Origin of the sequence: Desulfuromusa kysingii (assembly GCF_900107645.1) — a bacterium.
GTDB lineage: Bacteria > Desulfobacterota > Desulfuromonadia > Desulfuromonadales > Geopsychrobacteraceae > Desulfuromusa > Desulfuromusa kysingii.
Genome location: NZ_FNQN01000004.1, coordinates 1 through 23,796, shown reverse-complemented (window position 1 = coordinate 23,796; position 23,796 = coordinate 1). Strand labels below are relative to the sequence as shown.

At 46.0% G+C, this 23,796-nt stretch carries 20 protein-coding genes and 1 tRNA gene; 17 read left to right on the top strand and 4 right to left on the bottom strand.

From position 1 onward, the window contains the following. Positions 1–269: 269 nt before the first annotated feature. The 14 genes from ispE (at position 270) to BLU87_RS07425 (ending at position 15,355) form a co-directional block, all read left to right on the top strand. Entirely contained in the window at positions 270–1,115 is an 846-nt protein-coding gene (gene ispE, locus BLU87_RS07490; RefSeq protein WP_092346310.1) for a 4-(cytidine 5'-diphospho)-2-C-methyl-D-erythritol kinase, read from the top strand. Between the two features lie 104 nt (positions 1,116–1,219). Then, a tRNA-Gln gene (locus tag BLU87_RS07485) sits at positions 1,220–1,294 on the top strand. Between the two features lie 343 nt (positions 1,295–1,637). Further along, positions 1,638–2,570 (top strand): ribose-phosphate pyrophosphokinase, encoded by a 933-nt coding sequence (locus BLU87_RS07480; protein WP_092347022.1) that lies wholly within the window; start codon positions 1,638–1,640, stop codon positions 2,568–2,570. A 33-nt stretch (positions 2,571–2,603) separates the two neighbouring features. Then, on the top strand, positions 2,604–3,248 hold the full coding sequence (locus BLU87_RS07475) for a 50S ribosomal protein L25 (protein WP_092346308.1): 645 nt from the start codon (positions 2,604–2,606) through the stop codon (positions 3,246–3,248). A gap of 20 nt (positions 3,249–3,268) precedes the next feature. Then, the gene (gene pth, locus BLU87_RS07470) at positions 3,269–3,847 is read left to right on the top strand and encodes an aminoacyl-tRNA hydrolase (RefSeq protein ID WP_092346306.1); all 579 of its coding nucleotides are present in this window, start codon (positions 3,269–3,271) and stop codon (positions 3,845–3,847) included. 26 nt (positions 3,848–3,873) lie between these two features. Then, on the top strand, positions 3,874–5,889 hold the full coding sequence (locus BLU87_RS07465; RefSeq protein WP_092346304.1) for a sodium-translocating pyrophosphatase: 2,016 nt from the start codon (positions 3,874–3,876) through the stop codon (positions 5,887–5,889). 75 nt (positions 5,890–5,964) lie between these two features. Further along, on the top strand, positions 5,965–7,059 hold the full coding sequence (gene ychF / locus BLU87_RS07460; protein ID WP_092346302.1) for a redox-regulated ATPase YchF: 1,095 nt from the start codon (positions 5,965–5,967) through the stop codon (positions 7,057–7,059). A gap of 230 nt (positions 7,060–7,289) precedes the next feature. Then, positions 7,290–7,706, top strand: a complete 417-nt coding sequence (rpsF, locus tag BLU87_RS07455) for a 30S ribosomal protein S6 (protein WP_092346300.1) — start codon at positions 7,290–7,292, stop codon at positions 7,704–7,706. A 62-nt stretch (positions 7,707–7,768) separates the two neighbouring features. Further along, entirely contained in the window at positions 7,769–8,038 is a 270-nt protein-coding gene (gene rpsR / locus BLU87_RS07450) for a 30S ribosomal protein S18 (RefSeq protein ID WP_092346298.1), read from the top strand. Between the two features lie 23 nt (positions 8,039–8,061). Next, positions 8,062–8,991: a DUF2232 domain-containing protein gene (locus BLU87_RS07445; protein WP_092346296.1), complete on the top strand. Its 930-nt coding sequence runs from the start codon at positions 8,062–8,064 to the stop codon at positions 8,989–8,991. A gap of 25 nt (positions 8,992–9,016) precedes the next feature. Beyond that, the gene (rplI, locus tag BLU87_RS07440) at positions 9,017–9,475 is read left to right on the top strand and encodes a 50S ribosomal protein L9 (protein WP_092346294.1); all 459 of its coding nucleotides are present in this window, start codon (positions 9,017–9,019) and stop codon (positions 9,473–9,475) included. 792 nt (positions 9,476–10,267) lie between these two features. Continuing rightward, on the top strand, positions 10,268–13,525 hold the full coding sequence (locus BLU87_RS07435) for a hybrid sensor histidine kinase/response regulator (RefSeq protein WP_092346292.1): 3,258 nt from the start codon (positions 10,268–10,270) through the stop codon (positions 13,523–13,525). 2 nt (positions 13,526–13,527) lie between these two features. Next, positions 13,528–14,640, top strand: a complete 1,113-nt coding sequence (locus tag BLU87_RS07430) for an HD domain-containing phosphohydrolase (RefSeq protein ID WP_245706414.1) — start codon at positions 13,528–13,530, stop codon at positions 14,638–14,640. 64 nt (positions 14,641–14,704) lie between these two features. Continuing rightward, a complete protein-coding gene (locus BLU87_RS07425; RefSeq protein WP_092346290.1) occupies positions 14,705–15,355 on the top strand; it encodes a PilZ domain-containing protein in 651 nt (216 codons plus the stop codon). A gap of 67 nt (positions 15,356–15,422) precedes the next feature. On the opposite strand, the gene BLU87_RS07420 is transcribed toward BLU87_RS07425, so the two are convergent. The 4 genes from BLU87_RS07420 to BLU87_RS07405 are packed head-to-tail and all read right to left on the bottom strand — an operon-like array spanning position 15,423 to position 18,626. Continuing rightward, positions 15,423–15,665: a hypothetical protein gene (locus BLU87_RS07420; RefSeq protein WP_092346288.1), complete on the bottom strand. Its 243-nt coding sequence runs from the start codon at positions 15,663–15,665 to the stop codon at positions 15,423–15,425. A 21-nt stretch (positions 15,666–15,686) separates the two neighbouring features. Then, positions 15,687–16,685 carry an ATP-binding cassette domain-containing protein gene (locus BLU87_RS07415; protein WP_092346286.1) on the bottom strand — a complete coding sequence of 333 codons (999 nt, stop codon included), beginning with the start codon at positions 16,683–16,685 and terminating at the stop codon, positions 15,687–15,689. Beyond that, the gene (locus tag BLU87_RS07410) at positions 16,685–17,383 is read right to left on the bottom strand and encodes a GTP-binding protein (RefSeq protein WP_092346284.1); all 699 of its coding nucleotides are present in this window, start codon (positions 17,381–17,383) and stop codon (positions 16,685–16,687) included. The genes BLU87_RS07415 and BLU87_RS07410 overlap by 1 nt, the downstream gene beginning before the upstream one ends. A 10-nt stretch (positions 17,384–17,393) precedes the next feature. After that, positions 17,394–18,626: an ABC transporter substrate-binding protein gene (locus BLU87_RS07405; RefSeq protein ID WP_092346282.1), complete on the bottom strand. Its 1,233-nt coding sequence runs from the start codon at positions 18,624–18,626 to the stop codon at positions 17,394–17,396. A 338-nt stretch (positions 18,627–18,964) separates the two neighbouring features. On the opposite strand from BLU87_RS07405, the gene hcp reads away from it, so the two are divergent. The 3 genes from hcp (at position 18,965) to BLU87_RS07390 (ending at position 23,553) form a co-directional block, all read left to right on the top strand. Next, positions 18,965–20,587, top strand: a complete 1,623-nt coding sequence (gene hcp / locus BLU87_RS07400) for a hydroxylamine reductase (protein ID WP_092347017.1) — start codon at positions 18,965–18,967, stop codon at positions 20,585–20,587. Between the two features lie 178 nt (positions 20,588–20,765). Then, on the top strand, positions 20,766–21,161 hold the full coding sequence (locus tag BLU87_RS07395) for a phosphoribosyl-AMP cyclohydrolase (protein ID WP_092346280.1): 396 nt from the start codon (positions 20,766–20,768) through the stop codon (positions 21,159–21,161). A gap of 1,009 nt (positions 21,162–22,170) precedes the next feature. Further along, complete coding sequence (locus BLU87_RS07390; RefSeq protein WP_092346278.1) at positions 22,171–23,553, top strand: sodium-dependent transporter; 1,383 nt, start codon at positions 22,171–22,173, stop codon at positions 23,551–23,553. Positions 23,554–23,796: the final 243 nt, after the last annotated feature.

The following is a 23,796-nucleotide window of genomic DNA, read 5'->3' as shown; positions in this document are numbered from 1 at the left end:
GTAGGTATCAGCAATAACAATGCCATTTTAGAATGATGTTTGTTTAATACGCACATAAATAGCATGGGTTTGCCTTTTAATCAATTTCTTTCGTTTTTTATCATCCATGGATCGCCGCAACATATGGCTGAAAAAGGCCATATTTGGTGGAAAATGGTCAAAATACTGGGGTATCGATAGTTTAAATGTTGGCAGGGATTGTCTCTTTATGGGCTTGACTGTCTTTGTCGTTTATTCCAGAGTGTTCTTGAAAAAAAGGAGTTATTTGAATTTTGCAAAAAACTTTTAAGGCACCAGCTAAAATTAATCTTTGTTTGCATGTTCTAGGGCGATTGCCCAGTGGGTATCATGAACTTGCTATGGCGATGCAAAGGGTTGATCTTTACGATACTATCAGTATTCGTGTTGGTAACGAGCTTGGGGTGCGTGTTGAGTGTGCCGGGGTTGATCTTCCCGCAGGTGGTGAGAACATAGCAGCGCGGGCTGCACGGGCACTGTTAGATCTGGCCGGTATTGACGTTGGCGTTGATATTTGTATTGATAAAAAAATACCGGTTGCGGCGGGCTTAGGAGGCGGCTCTTCAGATGCTGCGACAGTGTTGCTTGGCTTGAATGAGATGTTAGGTTGTCCCGCCAGTGTCGCGCAGTTGTTGGCGTTAGGTGGTGAGCTTGGTGCTGACGTTCCTTTCTTTGTCTTTGGGCAACCGGCATGGGCGACAGGGGTGGGGACCACTCTTGAGCCTCTTCCTGTTTTGCCGGCCGTTGCCTACCTGCTGATAAATCCAAGAATAACTGTCTCGACAGCTGATGTTTACCGAAGTTTACGGTTGACAAAAGGGGGGGAACTGGCTAACCTTCCGAGGTTTTCTGTCGTGACTAAAATTGATCTCCAGAAGGCATTGTATAACGATCTGGAGTCAGTGACTTTGCAACAATATCCGGTGATTGCAGAGATTAAACAGCGGCTCCTTGCAGCGGGGGCTCTTGGGGCGCTGATGTCAGGCAGCGGGTCAACGGTTTTTGGTGTTTTTGACGACTTTGAAACAGCGAGACGGGCAGGAGATGTCTTCGCGGCTCAGGATGATTGGCTGGTGTTCCCTGTTCATCCACTTTAGTCGACTTTGAATTCGAATTAACCTGTTGACAGAAGAAAGTATCTTGGGTAAAACCTGCCGGTTCGGTACTTTTGCTAGATATGAGTTGTGGTTTGAATTCTTAATGGGGCGTCGCCAAGCGGTAAGGCACCGGATTTTGATTCCGGCATTCCCAGGTTCGATTCCTGGCGCCCCAGCCATTTACATAGATGCTGGACTTTAACGAAAGTCGAAGCGAAGTCAGTACTGACAGTGCTTGTCGGACATTGTTTGTCGGAAAATGTAAGTGGGGTGTCCGCATCAGCGAAAACGATAGACAGTGCAGGCGATGACGTAATGTCAGTAGACAATTTGGTGATTCCCTGTGCCAATCATTTTAGTTTATAAAATACATAATTTTGAAGGGAACCAAAGCGGAATGAACGCTGATTCACTGGTGCATCAGCGCATATAAGTCTGCAGATGGGTTGGTTGAGTTGTGCAGCTGGCATGATTCAGCCATTTTGCGTTCTTCCAGCCAGAAAAGGTGTATGATCTGTGGGGATGATTAAAATTTTTGCCGGTAACTCGAACCAGCCATTGGCTCGTGATCTTTGTCAGCATCTCAATGTCTCTTTGGGAGATGCAAAAGTGAGGACTTTTTCCGATGGTGAAGTATTAGTCGAAATCGGTGAAAACGTTCGTGGACGTGATGCTTACGTGGTTCAGTCAACCTCATCTCCAGCGAATGATAATCTGATGGAGTTACTGGTTATGGTCGATGCGCTTAAACGGGCGTCTGCTGCGCGGATTAATGCCGTGGTTCCCTATTTTGGATATGCTCGTCAGGACCGTAAAGTCGCCCCACGGGCGCCGATTACTGCCAAGCTTGTCGCCGATTTGATGTCTGTGGCCGGAATTGATCGTCTGTTGACAATGGATTTACATGCGGGCCAGATTCAGGGGTTTTTTGACATCCCGGTAGATCACCTATATGCAGCCCCCGTAATGCTTGATGAGATCAGGCGCCAGAACATTACCGACTTGATGGTTGTCTCTCCTGACGCTGGTGGTACGGAGCGGGCACGGGCTTTTGCTAAGCGACTTAATGCTGGACTGGCGATCATCGACAAACGCCGTAGCGGACCGAATGTTGCCGAAGTGATGCATATCCTCGGTGATGTTCAAGGAAAAAACTGTGTCATCATTGATGATATGATTGATACTGCGGGAACTCTCTGTGCCGCTGCGACGGCATTGCAAGATCAAGGTGCGATCGATATTTATGCCTGTGCGACTCATGGTGTGCTTTCTGGCCCTGCGTTACAACGGATTTCTGAGAGTCCGCTGAAAAAAGTTTTTATTACTGATACGATTCCAACACACGATAAACAGAACCAGTGTGGTACTTTACAGAGTCTTTCGGTCAGTCATCTGTTGGCGGAAGCGATCCGCCGGACTCATAACGCTGAATCGGTCAGCTCATTGTTTGTATAAAAATTAGTTTCCTTACTGATGGAGGATAGATAGATGGAACAAGCGGAATTAAGTGTAGATGTTCGTGAGAAAAGTGGCAAAGGTGTTGCTCGTAAACTGAGAATGGCGGGAAAATTGCCTGCCGTTGTTTATGGTAAGGACCTTGAGTCAACAGCTATTGTTGTTGATCCTAAAGAGTTGGAAGCGGCTATCTCTGGTGAAGCTGGAATGAACACCCTGATCACCTTAAAAGGTGCTGCAGAACTTGCAGGTAAGGTTGTGATTCTGAAAAATGCTGATATCCATCCATTGAGTCGCGATATGATCAGCGCTGATTTTCATGCGATTAATCTTACTGAAAAAGCCCTCTTTATGGTGCCGGTTAATGTTGTTGGCACAGCTATTGGTCAGAAAGAAGGCGGAACACTGCAAGTGGTACGGAATGAATTAGAAGTTCTTTGTCTGCCGACTCAGGTTCCACAGTCCATCGATATTGATGTCACCGATCTTGCTATTGGTGATAATGTCCATATCGATCAAGTTCCTGTTCCTGCTGGTGTCGAGCTTGTCCATGATGTTAACTTTACGGTGTTGACTTTACATATCGTTAAAGAAGAGGTTGAGGTTAGCGAAGACGAAGAGCTCGAGGATGTTGAAGGTGCAGTTGCTGCTGAAGGTGATGAGGCTGCGGCTGAATAAGATCTGCGACTGGATATAACGTGAAGTTAGTTGTTGGCCTCGGGAACCCTGGGGATAAATATACTGGAACACGGCACAACATCGGTTTTCAGGTTGCAGAGCAAGTTGCACAACGGCAACGGATTACGCTGAAGAAAAAAGGTTATCAAGGTTGTTATGGAGTGGGTCGAATAGCAATCAGTGAAGCGACGATTCTTTTGCCTCAGACTTATATGAATTGCAGCGGTGCAAGTGTCAACGCTGCTTATCGATCCCTCGGAATTGACCCGGGGGATTTGATTGTCATCTGCGACGATCTCGATCTCCCTTTTGGGCGTTTACGGATTAAGGGCGAAGGTGGCCATGGCGGTCATAACGGCCTGAGAGATATTATTGCCGTATTAGGGTGTAAGGAATTTATCCGTTTACGAATTGGTATCGGTCGGCCAGAACGAGGTGATATCACCAGCCATGTGTTGAGCGGTTTTGCCCCGAAAGAAAAACAATTGCTCCCTGAATTAATTGCTACTGCAGCTGATGCCGTTGAGAGAATTCTTTCAAGTGGTGTCACAGAAGCAATGAATACTTTTAATAATTATAACCTACTAGATGAACACTAACACAAACTCAGAGAGGTGAAGAACCAATGCAACTGCAAATGTGGGCTCCTATCTTAGGGGTAATCGGATTTGTGATCGCGATTGTGCTCTACAATGTAGTCAAGGCACAACCGGTCGGAAATGAAAAAATGCGTGAAATTTCAGATGATATTCATGCTGGAGCGATGGCTTTTCTCGGACGCGAGTACCGAGTGTTAGCGATCTTCATTGTTGTCGTATTTATTCTGATTGCAGCCGCTATGGCGATTCAGACTGCACTCGCCTTTCTGGGTGGTGCTATTTGCTCCATGACCTGTGGTTTCATTGGCATGAAAGCCGCGACCCGTGCGAATGTCAGAACCTGCGAAGCTGCCAGGGCTCATGGGCAAGCTAAAGCGTTGGAAGTCTCTTTTAACGGCGGTGCTGTTATGGGGCTGGCTGTCGCATCTTTGGGATTAGTCGGGGTTGGTGTTGGCTATATTTTCTTTGGTGGTGATCCTGAAACAGCTAAATATATCAATGGTTTCGCCATGGGAGCTTCTTCAATCGCTTTGTTTGCACGTGTTGGTGGCGGTATTTATACCAAAGCTGCTGACGTCGGCGCTGACCTTGTTGGTAAGGTTGAAGCTGGTATCCCTGAAGATGATCCACGCAACCCAGGCGTTATCGCTGATAATGTTGGGGATTGTGTCGGTGATACTGCGGGGATGGGTGCCGATATCTTTGAATCCTATGTTGGATCTATTATCGCTACCGTTGCTATTGCTGCTGCTGCTGGTCCTGAACTGTTGGCCAAACTGGGCGTGGGTGCCGATGTGCAAGCCAGTACGATGTTGTTGCCTTTAGCTCTGGCTATGATTGGGCTGTTGTTCTCCTTTATCGGTATTGGTTCGATGAAACTGCTCAAAGGGATGGATCCTGCCAAGGCATTACATTATACGACTTTTGTCGCTGCCGGTGGTTTCTTGATTGCTGCCTTTATCTATATTCAATTTGCTGGGTTAAATACTGGAATTTTCTGGGCTATTCTCGCTGGTACTCTGGCCGGGATTGCTATCGGGCAAATCACCGAATACTATACTGCTCACGGTCCTGTCGCAAGGATTGCTGAAGCCAGTAAAACGGGACCAGCGACCAATATTATCCACGGATTAGCTGTTGGTCTTGAGTCAACGGCACTGCCTATTATTATTATTTGTATCAGTATCTTTATTGCGAATTACTGTGCTGGTCTCTATGGTATTGGTATCGCAGCGGTTGGTATGTTAGCAACAGTTGGGGTTACCATGACCGTCGACGCTTACGGTCCTGTTGCTGATAATGCGGGTGGTATCTCTGAGATGGCTGGCTTGGGGCCTGATGTCAGAAAAATCACCGACGGTCTGGATGCTATCGGCAATACCACTGCAGCAATTGGTAAAGGTTTTGCTATTGGTTCAGCTGCTCTGACTGCACTGGCACTGTTCTCTGCTTACGCAACAACGGTTCAACTGGAAGTTATCAACCTGATCAATCCAATGGTTGTTATCGGGCTGTTGATCGGTGGCGCGCTACCTTTCTTTATGGGCGCTCTCACTATGACCAGTGTTGGCAAGGCTGCCGGAGCTATGGTTGATGAGATTCGTCGACAATTCCGCGATACTCCCGGATTATTGGAAGGACGGGAAGGGGTTAAGCCTGATTCCCAACGCTGTGTTGATATCTCCGCAAAAGCTGCTTTGAGAGAGATGGTTCTTCCCGGTGTCATCGCCGTAGCCGCTCCCGTTTTGATTGGATTATTGCTTGGCAAAGAAGCCTTGGGTGGCATGCTTGCCGGAGCGACTGTTGCCGGGGTACTGCTTGCTTTGATGATGTCAAATGGTGGTGGTGCTTGGGATAATGCCAAAAAATATATTGAGAGCGGTCAACTTGAAGGTGAAAGCAAAGGGGGCGATGCCCACGCTGCTGCTGTTATTGGTGATACTGTTGGTGACCCCTTCAAAGATACTTCTGGTCCGGCAATGAATATCCTCATCAAGCTGATGAGTGTTGTCGCACTTGTTATTGCTCCGCTACTTGTTTGATAGCTAGGAGCATAATTTGATTAACCTGATAGCCGGAGTTTATGCTCCGGCTATCTTTATTTTACAGGGTGAATTATGGGTTTTAAGTGTGGAATAGTCGGCCTTCCTAATGTTGGGAAATCAACTATCTTTAATGCTATTACTTCGGCAGGGGCAGAGTCAGCGAACTACCCTTTTTGCACCATTGAACCAAATGTTGGTGTCGTTTCGGTCCCTGATTCGCGCATGGAAGTTCTCGCCAGTCTCGTCCATCCCAAAGATATTCTGCCGACGGCGATGGAATTTGTAGATATTGCTGGATTGGTTCGTGGCGCCAGCCAGGGCGAAGGATTGGGTAATCAGTTTCTCGGTCATATCCGTCAGGTCGATGCTATTGCCCATATTGTTCGTTGTTTCGAAGACGAAAATGTGGTTCATGTCGATGGCAATGTTGATCCTGTCCGGGATATTGAGGTGATCCAGACAGAATTGAACCTTGCCGATTTAGACAGTATCGACAAGAGGATTCTTCGTAGTCAGAAGCTTGTTCGGGGTGGTGATAAGCAGTTACAGGCAGAACTTCGGGTTCTGGAAAAATTAGCGACTGCGCTCAATGACGGTCTGCCCGCGCGCGCTGTCTCTCTTGACGCAGAAGAACTAAGTGCGATCTCAGGTGTTCACTTGATTACAATGAAGCCAGTTCTCTATGTCGCTAATGTTGCCGAGGATGATCTTGGTGGCTCCCATCCTTTTGTCCAGAAAGTACGAGACCATGCCCTGTCCGAAGGGGCTGAAATGGTCACCATCTGTGGCAAGATAGAGTCCGAAGTCGCCGAACTGGACAGTGAAGAAAAAAAAGAATTTTTGCAGGAATTGGGTCTTGAGGAAGCTGGACTTGAACGGATGATCCATGCCGGTTACCGCTTGCTAGGCTTGATTACGTACTTCACTGCGGGCCCCAAAGAGGTTCGTGCATGGACCGTGACCGATGGTGCCCTCGCTCCTCAGGCTGCTGGAGTCATTCATACCGATTTTGAAAAAGGATTTATCCGCGCAGAAGTTATCGCCTATGATGATTATGTTTCCTCTGGTGGTGAAGCCGGCGCTAAAGAGAAAGGCCTGCTGCGACTTGAGGGAAAAGAATACCGCGTCGTTGATGGTGATGTTATGCATTTTCGGTTTAACGTTTAGTCCGGGTTGATAGCGGCTTTAGTGGTATGAATTTGGTGCTCTCCATCACGGTAGAAGGATCGATTCGATCTTTACGTATATTCGTTTCATCTCCAGTTGCTCTGGGGAAAAGACTTGAACCAAACATTAGACTATGATAGAAACCATTGTTTCGCTCAATTCCATGGGGGATTGAGCATATCCTTGCTCCGGGTTGTTCCGGGGCTGCTAATCCTAAAGGAGTTCCATTGATGAGAAATTACGAATCACTCTACATCATCCATCCTGATGTCGTTGGCGAAGAGCTGACAGCTAAGGTGGAAAAATTCAAGGCGGCACTTACAGATCAGTCCGCTGAAATTAACAAGGTTGATAACTGGGGAACACGGAAGCTAGCGTACCCGATTAAAAAGGTTGAACGTGGCAACTATGTTCAGACCCTCTTCTCTGCTGAGCCAAAAGTTATCGCTGAATTTGAGCGACGTCTGCGTCTCGATGAACAAATCCTCCGGTTTTTGACGGTTCGATTTGAAGGTGAATTTCCTGCTGTGGTTGAAGCTGAACCCGTTGTTGAGGCAACAGAGACTGCTACTGAAGAGACCGAAGTCGTGACCGAAGTCGTGACCGAAGTCGTGACCGAAGTCGTAGAGATCAGCGAAGAAAAATAAATAACAATTATCAGGTCACCGTCCAGAACCTTCCGGATGATGACAACTTAGGAGAATGATTTATGGCTTATGAAAGACCATCTCGTCCATCATCGGCACCACCACGGCGTCGCTTTGGCAGACGTAAAGTTTGTCGCTATTGTGCAGATAAAAAACAGACGATCGACTACAAAGATGTTAATAACTTGAAATATTACTTGTCAGAACGCGGTAAAATCGTTCCTCGACGTATTTCCGGGACCTGCGCTGCGCACCAGCGACAAATTGCGGAAGCGATTAAAAATGCTCGGCAGGTTGCACTGTTACCCTATACGTCATCGCACTCTCTTTAAGGTGAGGTTTTGTTGATATAAAGATGAAAGGGCAGTCGGCACTTTATACTGTAGTTGGTATCGGAGCCACTCTGATCTGCTTACTTGGGGTCAGTTGGATAGGTCCGGCCGGTGGGTTTCTGAATCTCTTAACTCCCCTTGCTGCAGCATACTTGGGTATGCGTTTTGGTTTACGCTCAAGTTTAGTCATCGTTATTGTTACCAGCGCATTATTGCTACAATTGGCAACAACTTACACTTTGGCTGCCTATTTAGGAGTTTTTGGTGTTGGTTCGCTATTACTGCCCTTTTTTTTACGCCAGCAGCGGTCTTGGGATCGGTCAGTTTTGTATGCAACGGCAGGATCGGCAGTCGCTACGGCATTAATGATCCTGTTCACTGTCCTCGTTAGTGGAGTCAACCTTCAGACCCTGATTGATCAAATGCTGCAATCCGAAGTTGATCAGGCTATGCAAGTTTATCGCGCTAGTGGCTTCAGTGATGACCAACTGCAAAATATGCAACAAGTTGTCGATGGTCTGAGTGATTTTATCGGCAAGAACTTCTATGGGCTCTATTTTGCATCGTTGCTGGCAATTCAGTCCTTATGCTTGTTGTTGTTACAGCGGTTAAAAGGGCAGCATTACCATATTGCGGGAATAGCGTTTTCACGTTGGCGTTTGCCACCTGGGTTGATCTGGGTGCTGATTGTCGCAGGTTTTTTCTTGCTACTGCCGCTTGAGGCCGTATCGCTGATTGGTAGAAATCTGTTGGTGGTCTTGTTACCCCTGTACTTTTTACAGGGGATGGCAGTCGTGAACAGTTTTTTACAGAAAAAAACTTATCCACCTCTGGTAAAAGGGCTGATCTATTTTCTTTTGTTGATATTGAACCCATTACCAATAATTATTACCTGTGCCGGTGTCTTTGATCTGTGGATTGATTTTCGCCGCCCCAGACAAAAGAACATATAAACTCGATCCAATACGGAGGAGAGACATGAATAACAACATTATTTTAAAAGAGAATATCGATGGTCTTGGGATCATCGGTGATGTGGTGTCGGTCAAGGCTGGTTATGCCAGAAATTACTTGATCCCCAAAGGTTTGGCCAGCGCGGCCAATGAAAAAAATGTCAAAGAGCTAGATCATCAGAAACGTCAATTAGCTCGTAAACTTGAAAAAGCGACCAAGGATGCTGAAGGCATCAAGGCTCGGATTGAAAAAGTTAGTTGTGAATTTACTCAACGTGCCAGTGAAGAAGGTAAGTTGTTTGGTTCGGTGACTTCTATGGATCTCGAAGCTAAGCTCAAAGACGCCGGTGTCGATATTGATCGAAAGAAAATTCAACTTGGTGAAGCCATCAAGTCTCTTGGTGAACATATTGTTTCAGTTAAGTTAGATGTTGGTGTTGTTGCTGAATTGAAAGTCACTGTTATTGCTGAAGAAGAAGCATAGATTTACATAGTTTTTATGTTTTGTGGGACAAAAATAGGACGATAGAGTCGAATCTGTCGTCCTATTTACATTTTTTCATAAGTTGTCATGGCCCCAATCTAAAGTCCGTTTCTCTCTCTATTTCCCCATAGAGTTGTCTTGTTCGTCCCCATCGATAAAATAATGGATGTCCAAATCTCATGAAATTGTCCAGTTTCTCTATCCTTTCACTAGCGTATTTTCGGCCCTGATTGATCGTGACATCCTCAGACTGTGTTTGTCCGGAAGCATCTTGACGGTTATTGTGTGGTATGTTTTTGTTCGCTCATCTTTTATTGATCATTACACTTGCAATATCTTATTGTATGACATATTATTAATTGATAATATCTAATAATGAAAAAGGGGGGTAGATGAAAATTTTCATTGGTTTCATTTAGCCTCTTTTTTTGTGCGCCTGTGACTTGCACGCAGATTTAGAAGCAGAAGATGAGGATAATTCCACTATTTTTATTTCTAGTGACATGACAATGATTGTGGCAATGTTCAATCTTGCTCTGACGTTTAAAATGTTATTGGTTTCGCTGAAGTCGTAGCTGTGAGTTGGGAGAGCGAGAATATTGTCGTTAAGACTGGTGTTTATGATGAGATGATGGACTTTATTTTGCTCGGAGCAGAATTCAGTCAGAAATAACCCTTGGTCATGAAGAGTTTCAATCTTAGGTAAAATCATGATTTAGGCTGCAAGTTTTTTCCGTTGGCTAGCTTAGATTTTGGTCAGAATGTTTTCCGTAAATATGGATTTTTAGGTTAATGAGCAATATTCTCAAATTATTCCATCGCAATATTATTGCTCAGATTACCCTTCTGCTCTGTCTCCTTTTGGTCAGTTACGCTGTGCAGATGTTTGGGCACAGTCTTCTCGACCAGCGTCGTGATCATCTGCATTTATTGTTGAATAATGAGCAGCAGAAATTAGAACTTTCATACCTTTTGCAAAAAAACCTGTTAGCAGTCGATGTTAAACTTCACCAGATGTCAAATGCCGAATCTGTTTCTGAGATAGAGACTGTTTTGACTCTTTTGCATGGTTACCAGAAGGAAATTTTGAATATATTGGCGGTGCTCGAATTGGAGGGTGAAAAGACCCTGACCTATACCGTGAACTTCGGCAATGAAGAAATCGCTTCAAAAAAGTTGAACTATAGCAATGTGGGGCACCTCCGTATTGATCGCGAAATAATTGAACTCAAGGCAAAGCTGGAAGATCTCGATCAGATTATTGTTAACTTTAAAGCTGTTGTGGCAACGAAGATTGCCATCCTGCAAAACAGAGATCTTTTTGAAATTGTTGGGTCCGATCGCGAGGTCAGGGACTATTTCAAGGGTATTGAGCTTCTTTTTTCGCAAATTGTGGAGAATTCCAACCGTATCCACTTTTCAAGTCAAAAAGAAATGGAGCGGATTCAGGGAATTTATAACCGTTTAAGCCAAACCTACACCAGGGTTGAAAGCATTTTATCCTTTTGTGTCGTCGCTTTCATTTTGCTGATGGGGTGGGTGGTTCTGCGATCGATCAAAAGAATTCTTCACGAACGAGACAGCTACCAACAGGAACTGCAAAATACCAACGAGAATCTGGAAAAGATTGTCCAACAGCGAACAGCATCATTAAATCAAGAGATATCCGAGCGGAAAAGCGCGCAACTGCAAATTAAGCAAGACGCAGATTTTCTCAACAATGTTATTGAGTCATTGGTCCACCCATTTTATGTCATTGATGTCGAAAATTACGCAATCGTGCTGGCAAACTCGGCGGCTCGCAACAGTGCCAATCGCACCTGTACAACCTGCTATGCCCTCACTCATGATCGTGACAAGCCTTGCACGGGTCCAGGTCTTCCTTGTGCTTTGCAGCAAGTCAAGCAATCGCAAGCTCCTGTCGTTGTTGAGCATAGTTATATCAACCTTCAGGGTGAAGAGGTTGCTATTGAGGTGCACGGCTATCCGGTTTTTGATCGTGACGGGAAACTGATCCAGATGATTGAATATCGGCAGGATATCAGCACAAAAAGGAACGCCGAAAAAGCTCTAAAACAACTCAATACCCATCTCGAAGAGACTGTTGAAAGACGGACCAAGGAACTTGAAGAACAAATTCTACAACGTAAGAAGGCCCAATTAACGCTGATTAAGAGTGAGAGACATTTCCGGCGATTGATAGAAAATATTTCCGATATTATGACCATCTTGGATGTTGATGGTCGTATTCTCTACACCAGTCCTGCGGTAGAAAAACTATTGGGGATCGCGGCGGAGAAATTGGTCGGAATGCATGTGAGTGATTTAGTTCTCCCCGAAGATTTAAAACACCTGGGTATCTCTGCCCTATATGAAGCCTATAAAGGGTCTGTTCCCATGGAGTACCGACTCAAAGATAGAAGGGGCAGTATCCATGTCATAGAATCACTGATTCAGAAATTTCAACAGGATGATGGTCGTGATGCTTATATCCTCTCTTCTCGTGATATCACCATCAGGAAAGTCTCGGAGGAAGAGACGCGTAAATTAAAAATGGTGGTGGAGCAGTCACCCAGTAGTGTCGTTATTACTGACGTTGATGGGATTATTGAATATGTTAACCCTGCCTTTGAGGAAATCACTGGATACAGTTTTGCTGAGGCCGTTGGATTGAATCCGCGGATTCTGCAATCGGGTTTTACTCCAAAGTTGCTTTTTAAACAGCTGTGGTCAACGATCAAAGCGGGTAAAATTTGGCAGGGTGAGTTTATCAATAAGAAAAAAAATGGAGAACTCTATGATGAGAGTGTGTTGGTTATTCCGATAAGAAACACTCAGGAAGAGATAACCCATTTCGTTGCCGTTAAAGAAAATATTACCGAATTAAAGAAAGCGCAAGAACAAGCAGAGATGGCCAATCAGGCTAAATCCAACTTTCTCTCTCATATGAGTCACGAACTAAGGACGCCGTTGAATGCCATTAATGGATTTTCTCAGCTGATGCTGAAGAGTAAAAAGAATCCTTTAAATGAAAAACAGCGGAATATGACGGCGCAGATTCATACTGCCGGTCAACACTTGCTGCAACTGATCAATGAAATTCTTGATTTGGCACGGATAGAATCAGGAGAATTTGCCCTCGCTTTAGAGTCGCTAGAACCACATATTGTTATTGACGACTGTCTATCTCTGACGGCTGCTATGGCTAACGAAAAATCGATTTCCATGACCTGTCGGTATGCAGGTAAAGACCTGCCGTTAGTGAAGGCCGATCTGACACGGATGAAACAAGTTGTGTTAAATATTCTATCGAATGCGATCAAATACAACCGAGAGAGCGGCACGGTCACTATAGACATTGAAACCGAGAACCCTGAATTTTTGCGTTTTGTTATTGAAGATACCGGCATTGGTATTGCGCAAGAGAAACAGAAAGATCTGTTTGTCCCGTTTACTCGTGCTGTAGAAAATGCCAGCAAGATTGAAGGAACTGGGATTGGCATGACGATTACCAGGCAGTTAGTTGAAAAAATGGGTGGAGAAATTGGTTTTCAGAGTGAGTTGAATCAAGGTAGCCTCTTCTGGTTTACTTTGCCGGTGGATCAAGAAAGTTTCATCGTGAAAGGGGTGAACAGTCTTGAGGTCAGCAATAATGAGGCAACACCGGTCGCCAGCCGACAGCAGAAGCTGGTATTGTATGTTGAAGACGATCCAACCAATATTATTTTTATGCAGGACCTTTTTCTCGAGTTAGAAAACTTACGTTTAGTCGTGGCTTCTACTGGCGAAGAGGGTGTTTCCATGGCCTCAGAAAATCGACCAGACTTGATTCTGATGGATCTTGATTTACCCGATATCGATGGCTTTCAAGCGCTGCGTCGGATAAAGAAAAACCCTGAATTAACAAGTGTTCCGGTTCTTGCTGTGAGTGCTGATGCTATGGAGAAAACTATTAAGAGGGTCCATACGCAAGGGTTTAATAGCTATATACCAAAACCGATTGATGTCGATTTACTCTATACAACGATGACGGACCTTTTGAAGGATTGAACATGAACATGGCTCTTGATTTAACCGATCTCTCTGTGGGCTCTGCACTCGCAGATATACACGATGCAAAGATTTTGATTGTTGACGACAACCCATCAAATGTCGCTCTCCTTGAGGCGGTTTTAGACGAAGAAGAATACGAGAATATTTACTCTACCACGGATCCAACCCAGGTCCTTTCTTTGTATCGGGAACATACCTTTGATTTGCTTCTGCTCGATATCCGTATGCCGAAAATGTCAGGGATTGAGGTCTTACAACAACTTAAAGAGGTCACTCGGGACGAATTTCTACCCGTCATTGTCCTGACCGCTCAAACCGATCAAGAAACCCGTCAGCAGGCGTTGGAAGCTGGGGCCAAGGACTTTATTACCAAACCCTTTGAAGATTGGGAAGTCCTGTTACGGATCGAAAATACCCTGCAGACACGTTTGTATTATACTCGTCAGGTCGTACGTGCTGATATTCTGGAACAAGAGGTACGTAAACGGACGCGTGAAATCCTTGCGACCCAGTTTGAGATCGTCAAGCGTCTGGGAGCCGCCGGCGAACTACGCGATAATGAAACCGGAGCCCATGTCAATCGGATGAGTCACACTTGCAGTCTTTTGGCACTTAAGCGTGGCTTGGGAAAAGATTATGCCGAACAGTTGCTTTATGCCAGTACCATGCATGATGTCGGTAAGATTGGTATCCCGGACAGTATTTTGCTTAAGCCTGGGAAGCTCTCTCCAGAAGAGTGGAAAGTCATGCAACATCATCCAGAAATAGGGGCCAAGATCATTGGTGATAATGATTCCAAGTTGATTGTTCTTGCTCGTGAAACCGCTCTTTACCATCATGAAAAGTGGGATGGGAGCGGATATCCGCGGGGAATTTCTGGTGAGGAGATCCCTATTTCTGCCAGAATCGCGGCAATCAGTGATGTTTTTGATGCGTTAACCTCAGAACGACCCTATAAGAAAGCGTGGTCGGTGGAAAAGACTATCGCCTTGCTGAAAGCGGAATCGGGTAAACATTTCGAACCTGTCATGGTTGACCTGTTCATTGAAAATTTGGCAGAAATTCTTGAAATTAAAGAACGTTATCTCGATGAAGAAACCTATCATAATTAATAGGTTATGACCGTTTCGTGCCGACAGCGTGGACAGTCTTAAAGATCAAATACGAGGCTCAGTTATGTTGATAATGAAATGTCCAAAATGCAGTAAATATATTAAATCTGCGCTGTTGGCAGAAATTCAGACAATTGTATGCGAACACTGCGGCGCTGAAGTTGCCGTTAATAATGTCCTGGTTTCATCCAACGGTTTTACTTTCGACCGGCAGGATCTGCTGAAACGTTTTTTTCGCTATCGAAAACTCCTCGATGAAGTGATTGACGAGAATAATTCGATGGCGGAAAATGGTCGTAGCTCGGCTGAAAGCAAGAAGAGCATCAAGCAGTTTTTGACGATTCTGCAAGGGATGATGACCGGAGCTCGGGACAACTTTCGATTACAGTTTTCAACCCCTTTTCGGGTCGAAGTTTGTTACGGCAAAAACGCCTGCAGCTGTAACTTTTATAACTTAAGTATGGAGGGTGCACGGGTGGAAGTGCCGGGATCAAACCCGTTACCAAAGGTTCGGGAGGAGATCGCGCTGGAATTTTCTCTGCCGGGAGATGAAAGTGTTATTTTTGTCACCGGACAGGTTTGCTGGACTGAAAAAGCTAAAGAGGCTCAGCATGCCAAACATAACGTCGGGATTAAGTTTTACCCGCTGAAGAGTGCTGATCGGGCCGTGTTATGGCAATACATTTCTACCTCTGCCAGCGAGGAGCTGTTGTGAAAAGTTTGAGTCGTAGCCCCGATTGTGGTTCAAGGCGGGCGAACGAAGCGGTTCGCCCGCGATTGACTTAATAGTTGATACCTGCCGGTTGGATGCTTCCGGGATCTGTTGCATGGCAGGGTGTGACACCATAGGTCATGCCGCAACTGTCACACTTGTCTTCCATTGTTTCCATGGTGAAAGTTGTCTCACAGCTGGTACATTTAATCTCAATGGGTATCGGCATAGCATAACTGCTGAATCCCATCTGCCTTAATTTGTTGACAATTTGCTCACCATTGCCAAAACTTCCACTACAGCCGTCGTGCATTTCAGTCTCCCTTTTGTGGGTTTAGAGATTTTCCAGGGTATCCCCGGTTCGGATTCTATTTCTTAGCGCGAGTAGTTTGTTGTCGAGGGCCTCCAAAGTGACCAGGTTTTTGCGTTCTGCTTCACTCGACTCAATAATCTTCTCAATACCACCGTTTTTAATCACCACCCGTCGATCGCCCATCAAGGCAAGAATTGGATCGTGAGTTGCCATGAGGATGATTTTTTCTTCTTGAACGAGCAGCTCCAGGGCTTTTTTACGATCAATTCCGGCGTTCTCGATTTCATCAATCAACGCAATCGGTGATTTGCTCAGAATCGCCATATCGGCAATCATCAATGCACGGGATTGCCCGCCGCTTAAAGATGTCACCGGCGTATCAGGAGCAAATGTCTCTCCGGCCAGTTCGTTGGCCTGTAGCAGGATCTGGGCAACTTTTGCTTCCGGGTCAGTGACCAAGCGGCTCTCTGCATGCATGCGGATAAATTCTTCCGCTGACAGATCCATCACAAAGTTCATATTCTGTGACAATTGGGCTACCAACTTATGCTCGGTCGAAAACCGCCATTTACTATCAGGCACCTGATCGTTGATGAGAATTTTTCTTTTGGTCGGAGTGTCGCCTTGGGCAACCCACTCAATGTCAGCTAGCAGGCGGCTTTTCCCTGATCCAGTCGGACCGACGATACAGATGACTTCGCCAGGTTTCAAAGTCAATTGCAGATTTTCCGCTTTTCCCGATTTATCAACCCCGCCAACAATTGTCAGCGATTCAACTTTATCCATCGGGTCTGATAGCGCCAACATGCCAGCAAGAAAACTGTCAAGACTTTGTCGTAGTTGTTCGCTACTGATGCCAAGATCCTCCAATGCATCAGGATCCAGGTGATCAAGATAATGTTGTAAGCTGTTGCTGTCAGGTTTGATCACCAGACCAAAGGAGGTCATAAAATCTTCGATATAGGGATGTTCAACCAAGGTTTCTGTCAGCGGTTGAGACAATAATGTTGTGGCTTTCATCAGGCTGATCCTTCCTGGAGATCCATCTTGCGGATGTTCCCTGTCTGATGCTCTTCACCGATCCGGGTTTCCCCCAGACAGTAGGAGCAGAGCGCTGAAGGCATGGAAAAACGTAAGACTTTACCCTTCAACGTTTCAATATCTGAAGCATCCTCAAACAGGCTGGTCAGCTCAAAGGCGCCCTGTCCGGTGATTCCGTTAACATTCATAATAATGGCTCCGGGGTTGACCTGTCTCACCCGCGAGGCAAAAACTTCCCGTTCTGCTTGGGAGACGATATCCCCTTTGGTAATAACAACAATATCGGCTGACTTTAACATCGGCCCAATTTTTTTCGGGGTATTGATGCCGCTGAGATTGTCGATCACACAGACAGCGGTAATCTCTTTGATATGTGGCGAACAACGATTACAGAGTCCAGCACTTTCACTGATCAGATATTCGCAGCCATTTTCGTGTCCCCAGGTGACGCAGGATTCGATATTGCTGACAAAATAGTGATCAGGGCAGAGTGCGCCGGAAAGTCCTTTTTTGACCAGCACCCCTTTCTTGGCGTAGAGCTTGTCATCGTCTGTCAGCAGGCAGTCAAACTTGACCACACCAATCTTCTGCTGCCGCGTTTGCAACGCTTCAATCACTCTTAAAATAACAGATGTCTTTCCCGATGATGGGGGACCGGATATGGTTAAAAAACGCATGTCAATTCCTTTATAGTTCGTTCATTGAAGCTTCAAAAATTTGTGTCGTGCGCTGAATCAAGGCACCAATGTCATTTTGGTAGATGTAGTCCCAGCCAATCCACTTCCATGGGTGTTGGCCAGAGAGTTGATTGTCAACATCAGGGTGCAGTGAGGGGAATAACCCTTTTTGTGCCAGAATTTCTCCAACCGCTTTACTGGACAAAAATTCAGCAATGGGCCTGACTTTATTTAGACAATCACGCTTGGTCAGCATAAAAATAGGACTGACCACCGCTCCATCTTCGGGCCAGATGATCTCTAAACTCTTCACCATACGTGCCATTTTAGTGAAAAAGTAAGGCATGATCGTGATCAGGGGTTTTTCTTCTGCAACCCGCTGCGCATTCTTGACCATCTGTGATGGGTGCATCGACTTGAGCATACAGCGGCCGAGTTTTTTGACCCCGGCATCCCCATGTTCTTTATGAATAGCAAGAAGAATTGCGTTAAACAGGTCGAAATCACCCACAGGTAGGGCAACTTTTTCTTGATATTCAGGTTTCAATAAGTCAGACCAGCGGCGTGGAATCGGTAGATCACCAAGGACATCATGATTGACCATAAATACCGCAGGAACCGCAGCAATAATTGAATAGTCCTGTTTCGGATCTTTAATATCAATGCCCGCAAAGTCAGGATTAACCGCTGTCGCGGTGATATCGGTAAAGACCTTCTGATCTTTGAACCGACCGATGGTTTTCTGATCAAAGAAGGTTTCAAATCCGGCAGAGAGGAAGATATCTGGGAGGTCGTTGACGTTTTCAATCCCCTGAATATTCTCTTCGATCCAGCTTGCACCGACCGATGCTGCTTCCAACTTATAGCTGACACTATTGCCGGTTTCTGCAGTATACTTCTCTATAAAAGCGTCAAACCCCTCCAGGAGTGGTAACCGTACCGGGCAGGGGAGCAGGCCAGAGACGTTGACCTGACTGTCAGCTTTCTCAGTTGTCTTCATAGTGACATCAACCTGATGCAACTCCTCATCGATTCTGGCTTGCAACAGATTCAGAAAATTATCCAGATCATACTTTTTCGTCTGCGCGGCCCGTTCCAGTTTCAGAAAAGCACCGACAGCGTTGCGTTGTTTCTCATCACGAAAATTTGCAAAGCCATTGGCAACAAACACTTCCAAGGTTTCAGGCCAGCGATCAAGAACGTCCTTAACCGTCATATCTTTATTCAGTAGGGCCGTTGTCATTATTGTCTCTCCATGTTTTGAGTGTCGATTGATTATCTGGAACGGAGCATAACTGAAAGTGCCGCAAGATAAATTGATGCAAATCAATAAATATAACTAAAATCATCAACAATTGAGTGCGGGGATTATTTTGTCTGGTTGTTGATTTAAATAGTGGGGATGCTGGCATCTTTTTGTTTGCCTGTTATACTCGAAATTCAATGGCAATTGAAAGAAACATGACTATTTTTGTTGTTTTTTGATTTGCGTCAATTTTTTAATGTCGCGGTTGTGGCATTTTCCAGCACAAAGAAATTGCGTCCCAATCACCCAAACTAAAGGAGTCAACCAACATGAGTATGTTTTGTTTTCAGTGTCAGGAAACGGCTAAAAATACTGGCTGCACTATTGCCGGCGTCTGTGGAAAAAAAGAGGATACCGCTAATTTGCAGGATCTTTTGGTTTTTACCCTGAAAGGGTTGGCCGTTGTTGCTGACGAAGCTAAAAAGCAGGGTAAATTGGACAAATCGATCGGTTTGTTTATTTCCCAGGGACTGTTTGCAACGATTACCAATGCTAACTTTGATAATGCCCGATTTGTTGAATTGATTAAGGCCACCATTGCCAAACGTGACGGGTTGAAAGCTGCGATTGGTTTCAGTAGTGATGCCGATGTCGCCAATTGGAATGGCGCTGAAGCTGATTTTGCTGCTAAAGCTGCAGAAGTTGGTGTCTTGTCACAACCTAACGAAGATGTTCGCTCCTTACGTGAATTGCTGATTTACGGTCTGAAGGGGATGGCTGCCTATACCGATCATGCGGCGATGCTTGGTTTTGAGAAGAGCGAAATTTATGACTTTATGGTGGATGCTCTGGTGTCAACAACACAGGATCTGAGTGTTGATGAAATGGTCGGCATGGTGATGAAATGTGGGGAAACCGCTGTCACTGCGATGGCATTGCTGGATGAAGCTAACACGACAACCTATGGTAATCCTGAAATTACCAAAGTGAATATTGGCGTTGGTAAAAATCCCGGAATCCTTATCTCCGGACATGATCTGAAAGATATGGAAGAGCTGCTCAAGCAGACTGAAGGCACTGGTGTTGACGTTTATACTCATTGTGAAATGTTGCCCGCTAACTATTATCCAGAATTTAAAAAATATGAGCATTTTGTTGGTAACTACGGTGATTCATGGTGGCATCAAGATAAAGAATTTGCTTCATTTAATGGCCCGATTCTGATGACAACCAACTGTATTACCCCGGTTAAAGAAGCTTACAAAGATCGTTTCTACACGACTGGTATGGCTGGTTGGCCAGGAGCTATCCATATTGCTGATCGTCCTGAAGGTGGCCACAAGGATTTCTCGCAAATTATTGAGAAGGCTAAAACCTGTGAACCCCCAGTCGAAATTGAAACAGGTGAAATCGTTGGTGGTTTCGCTCATGCTCAGGTGATGGCGCTAGCTGATAAAGTGGTCGACGCGGTGAAGTCCGGTGCGCTGAAACGCTTCGTCGTCATGGGCGGTTGTGATGGTCGTCAAGCCAGCCGGAATTACTTTACTGACGTTGCCAAAGAGCTCCCTGATGATACCGTTATCCTTACAGCTGGTTGTGCCAAGTTCCGTTATAACAAGCTGGATCTCGGCGATATTGGTGGAATTCCACGGGTACTTGATGCCGGTCAATGTAACGATTCCTATTCACTCGCATATATTGCGCTGCAATTGAAGGAAGTTTTCGGTCTGGATGATATCAACGACCTGCCGATTTCCTATGATATCGCCTGGTATGAGCAAAAAGCGGTGATCGTTCTGCTCGCACTCCTCGCACTGGGTGTCAAACACATCCGCCTGGGGCCAACATTGCCAGCATTCTTGTCTCCAAATGTTGCCAAAGTGCTGGTCGAGAAGTTCGATATTAAGGCGACTGGTGACGTCAAAGAAGATGTTGCTGCGATCATGGCTGGAAATTAATCATTCGGTTATATCCTGTTCAAATAAACAAAGGGCGGAAGATCTTAGGGTCTTGCGCCCTTTTTATTTGGCGAAGATAAAACTGCTATTGATGTTTCTCCCTCCAGTTGGCAAAATGCCGCACATCTGAACGGCGACAACAAACGTTTTTAAGCGTAAATAGATATTGGAGAGAAGAATGGCGAACAAAGAGTTGGAAGAGGGGACAGAGTTGCTGATTGATTTTGCAAAGCGGGGTGGACTGATACCAGCCGTGGTTCAGGATGTCGCTGACGGCAGGATTTTGATGGTGGCTTATGTCAATGAGCTGGCACTGGAGGCCTCGTTGTCAAAGAGGATGGCAACCTTCTGGTCGACTTCACGCAACGCACTCTGGACCAAGGGGGAAACTTCCGGGGATTTTCTCAAGATTGTTGAAGTTTTGCTCGATTGTGATCAGGATGCGATTATTTACCGAGTTATTCCCCAAGGTGGCGGTTCCTGCCACACTAAAGATCCTGAAACTGGAAAAACCCGTGAGACCTGTTTTTATCGCAAGATTGATTTGGAGAGTAAAAAACTGCAGATGGTGTGATTTGCATTAAGTTTGTGTTTTGACTCTCGTTTGATGAGACGAACCCTGCCGGTTCTCTTGGATCGCTAGAACTAACCTCTAAGGTCGCGGGGTTGCGACCCCGCTCGACGCCTCACTCTTTTGTCATGCCACAAAAGAGTGAGCAGAAAAAGGCACCCGAGCTCCTTGCCCTATGGGTTCCCTCCATTCCTCAGCTGCTTTGAAGAGCGGCAAAACTCGGGCTGTCGCCCTCAGACATTTGCCGCTCTGCTTCTCAAATCAGCTGTTCCATTCCGGCTGTGTCACACGGGAATTGACTACCAAAGTGCATTTCCCCCCTGATGCCCGCGCTGGAGCGGAGCAAAACAGCGATGAGATAAGCGAGGAATGTTTGAGGGGGTGAAACCCCCGAGTTTTGCGAGCGCATCGCTGGTTTGCGTAGCGGAAGGAACCTGCCTTGGCAGGCGCTGGTATTGGGGCGACCTCTTTTGGTGCCTTTTCTATGTCGTGATAGAAAAGTCACTCGTCTGGCGGGACGAGACCCGCCGGTTCTTCTTAGATTCTTAAATAATACCCCTTAAGGTCGCGGGGTTGCGGCCCCGCCCGACGCCTGGCTTTTTTGTCGTGCCACAAAAAAGTCAGCAAAAAAAGGCACCTGAACTCCTTGCCCTGCGGGTACCCTCCATTCCACAGCTGCTTTGAGGAGCGGCAAAAACTCGGGCTGAAGCCCTCAGACATTTGCCGCTCTGTTTCTCAAATCAGCTATTCCATTTCGGCTGCGTCACACGGGAATTGACGACAAAAAACTTCTGTTCCCCATCATGCTTACCTTGAAAACAATTCTATAATTGACCCTACCGCTTTTGAGTTGTATTGTTTCACATCATGTATTTCAGGGGGAGACAGTCTTGCACGAGGAGACTATCTCCCCTTTTTTGCGGCCTGAGTTTTATCACTGTGTCACTATTAACCCGTTGAATGATTGTAACAACAAGAAAATTGAACCTCTGAACAGAAGAAAGGAAGCACCATGAACAACGTACAACCGCGTGGGCAATGGGCGACGCGGATCGGTTTTATTCTGGCAGCTGCAGGGAGCGCTGTTGGACTTGGTAATATTTGGAAATTTCCTTACATTGCGGGGCAAAATGGTGGTGGCGCCTTTGTCTTGGTTTATCTGTTTTGTATCGCTATTGTCGGCTTGCCGATCATGATTTCAGAGCTGATGATTGGTGCTCACACCCAGAAAGATGCCGTCGGTGCCTTTACCTTCCTTGAAGGAAAACGTTCTCCCTGGAGACTTGCCGGCTGGTTCAGCGTCGCTGCTGCCTTTATCATTTTGTCCTATTATTCTGTTGTTGCTGGCTGGACCCTTGAGTATGTCTGGCGTGCCTTGCAGGGGGCCTTTGTTGGACAATCCCCAGAAGCGATTGAGGGGATGTTCGGTGGCCTGATTGGTGACGGAACCCGACAGGTTATTTGTCACTTTGCCTTCATTGCTTTAAGTCTGGGAATTGTCATTGGTGGAGTCCATAAAGGTATCGAGCGCTGGAGTAAAATTTTGATGCCGATTCTTTTTGGTCTGTTGCTGTTATTGTTTATCAACGGGATGCTTAGTGCTGGGGCGGCTGAATCTCTGCACTTCATGTTTTACCCTGATTTTAGCAAATTGACCCCGGTTTCCGTTCTCGAAGCTATGGGACACTCTTTTTATACGCTATCGCTTGGGATGGCGATCATTGTGACCTATGGCTCTTACCTCAGCAAGGGATCAAATATCGTCGGTGCCAGCCTGCGTGTTGCATTGCTCGATACCGCAATTGCCTTGATCGCCGGTCTCGCTATCTTTTCTGTTGTTTTTGCCGTCGGCATGCAGCCTGCGGCTGGCCCTGGATTGGTTTTCAAGACCATTCCGATTGTTTTCTCCAAAATTCCCGGTGGCTATTTTCTTGCCATTCTCTTTTTTCTCCTGATTGCCTTTGCTGCATTGACGAGCACCATTTCCCTGATGGAAGCACAGGTGGCTTATCTTATTGATGAAAGAGGCTGGAACCGTAAGGCGGCGACGACAACTCTGGCAATCCTCTGCTTTATCGTCGGTATTCCGTCAGCGCTCTCATACAACATGCTCGGAAGCTGGACACCACTGGGGGATAGGGCTTTTTTCGATTCCATCGATCTTGTTGCTTCCAATTATATGCTCCCCATTTCGGGGTTGCTCATTTCGATCTACGTCGGATGGTTTTGGAAAAATGAGCAGGATAAAAAAGAGATGCTGGCAGCTAGCCCGGCATGGGTTTACTCTCTCTGGCATTTTATGATTCGTTACATTACACCATTGGCGGTCGCTATTGTGCTTTATGCCAAGGTTAAAGAGTCGGGACTCTTTGCTTATATTGCATCGCTTTTCTGAGGGTTTCGCGGGGATCTAGTTTGATAACAACCAGGTCGCGGGGTTGCGACCCCGCCCGACGCCTCACTCTTTTGTCATGCCACAACAGAGTGAGCAGAAAAAGGCACCCGAACTCCTTGCCCTACAGGTTCCCTTCATTTCACAGCTGCTTTGAGGAACGGCAAAAACTCGGGCTGTTGCCCTCAAACATTTGCCGCTCTGTTTCTCAAATCAGCTGTTCCATTCCGGCTGCGTCACACGGGC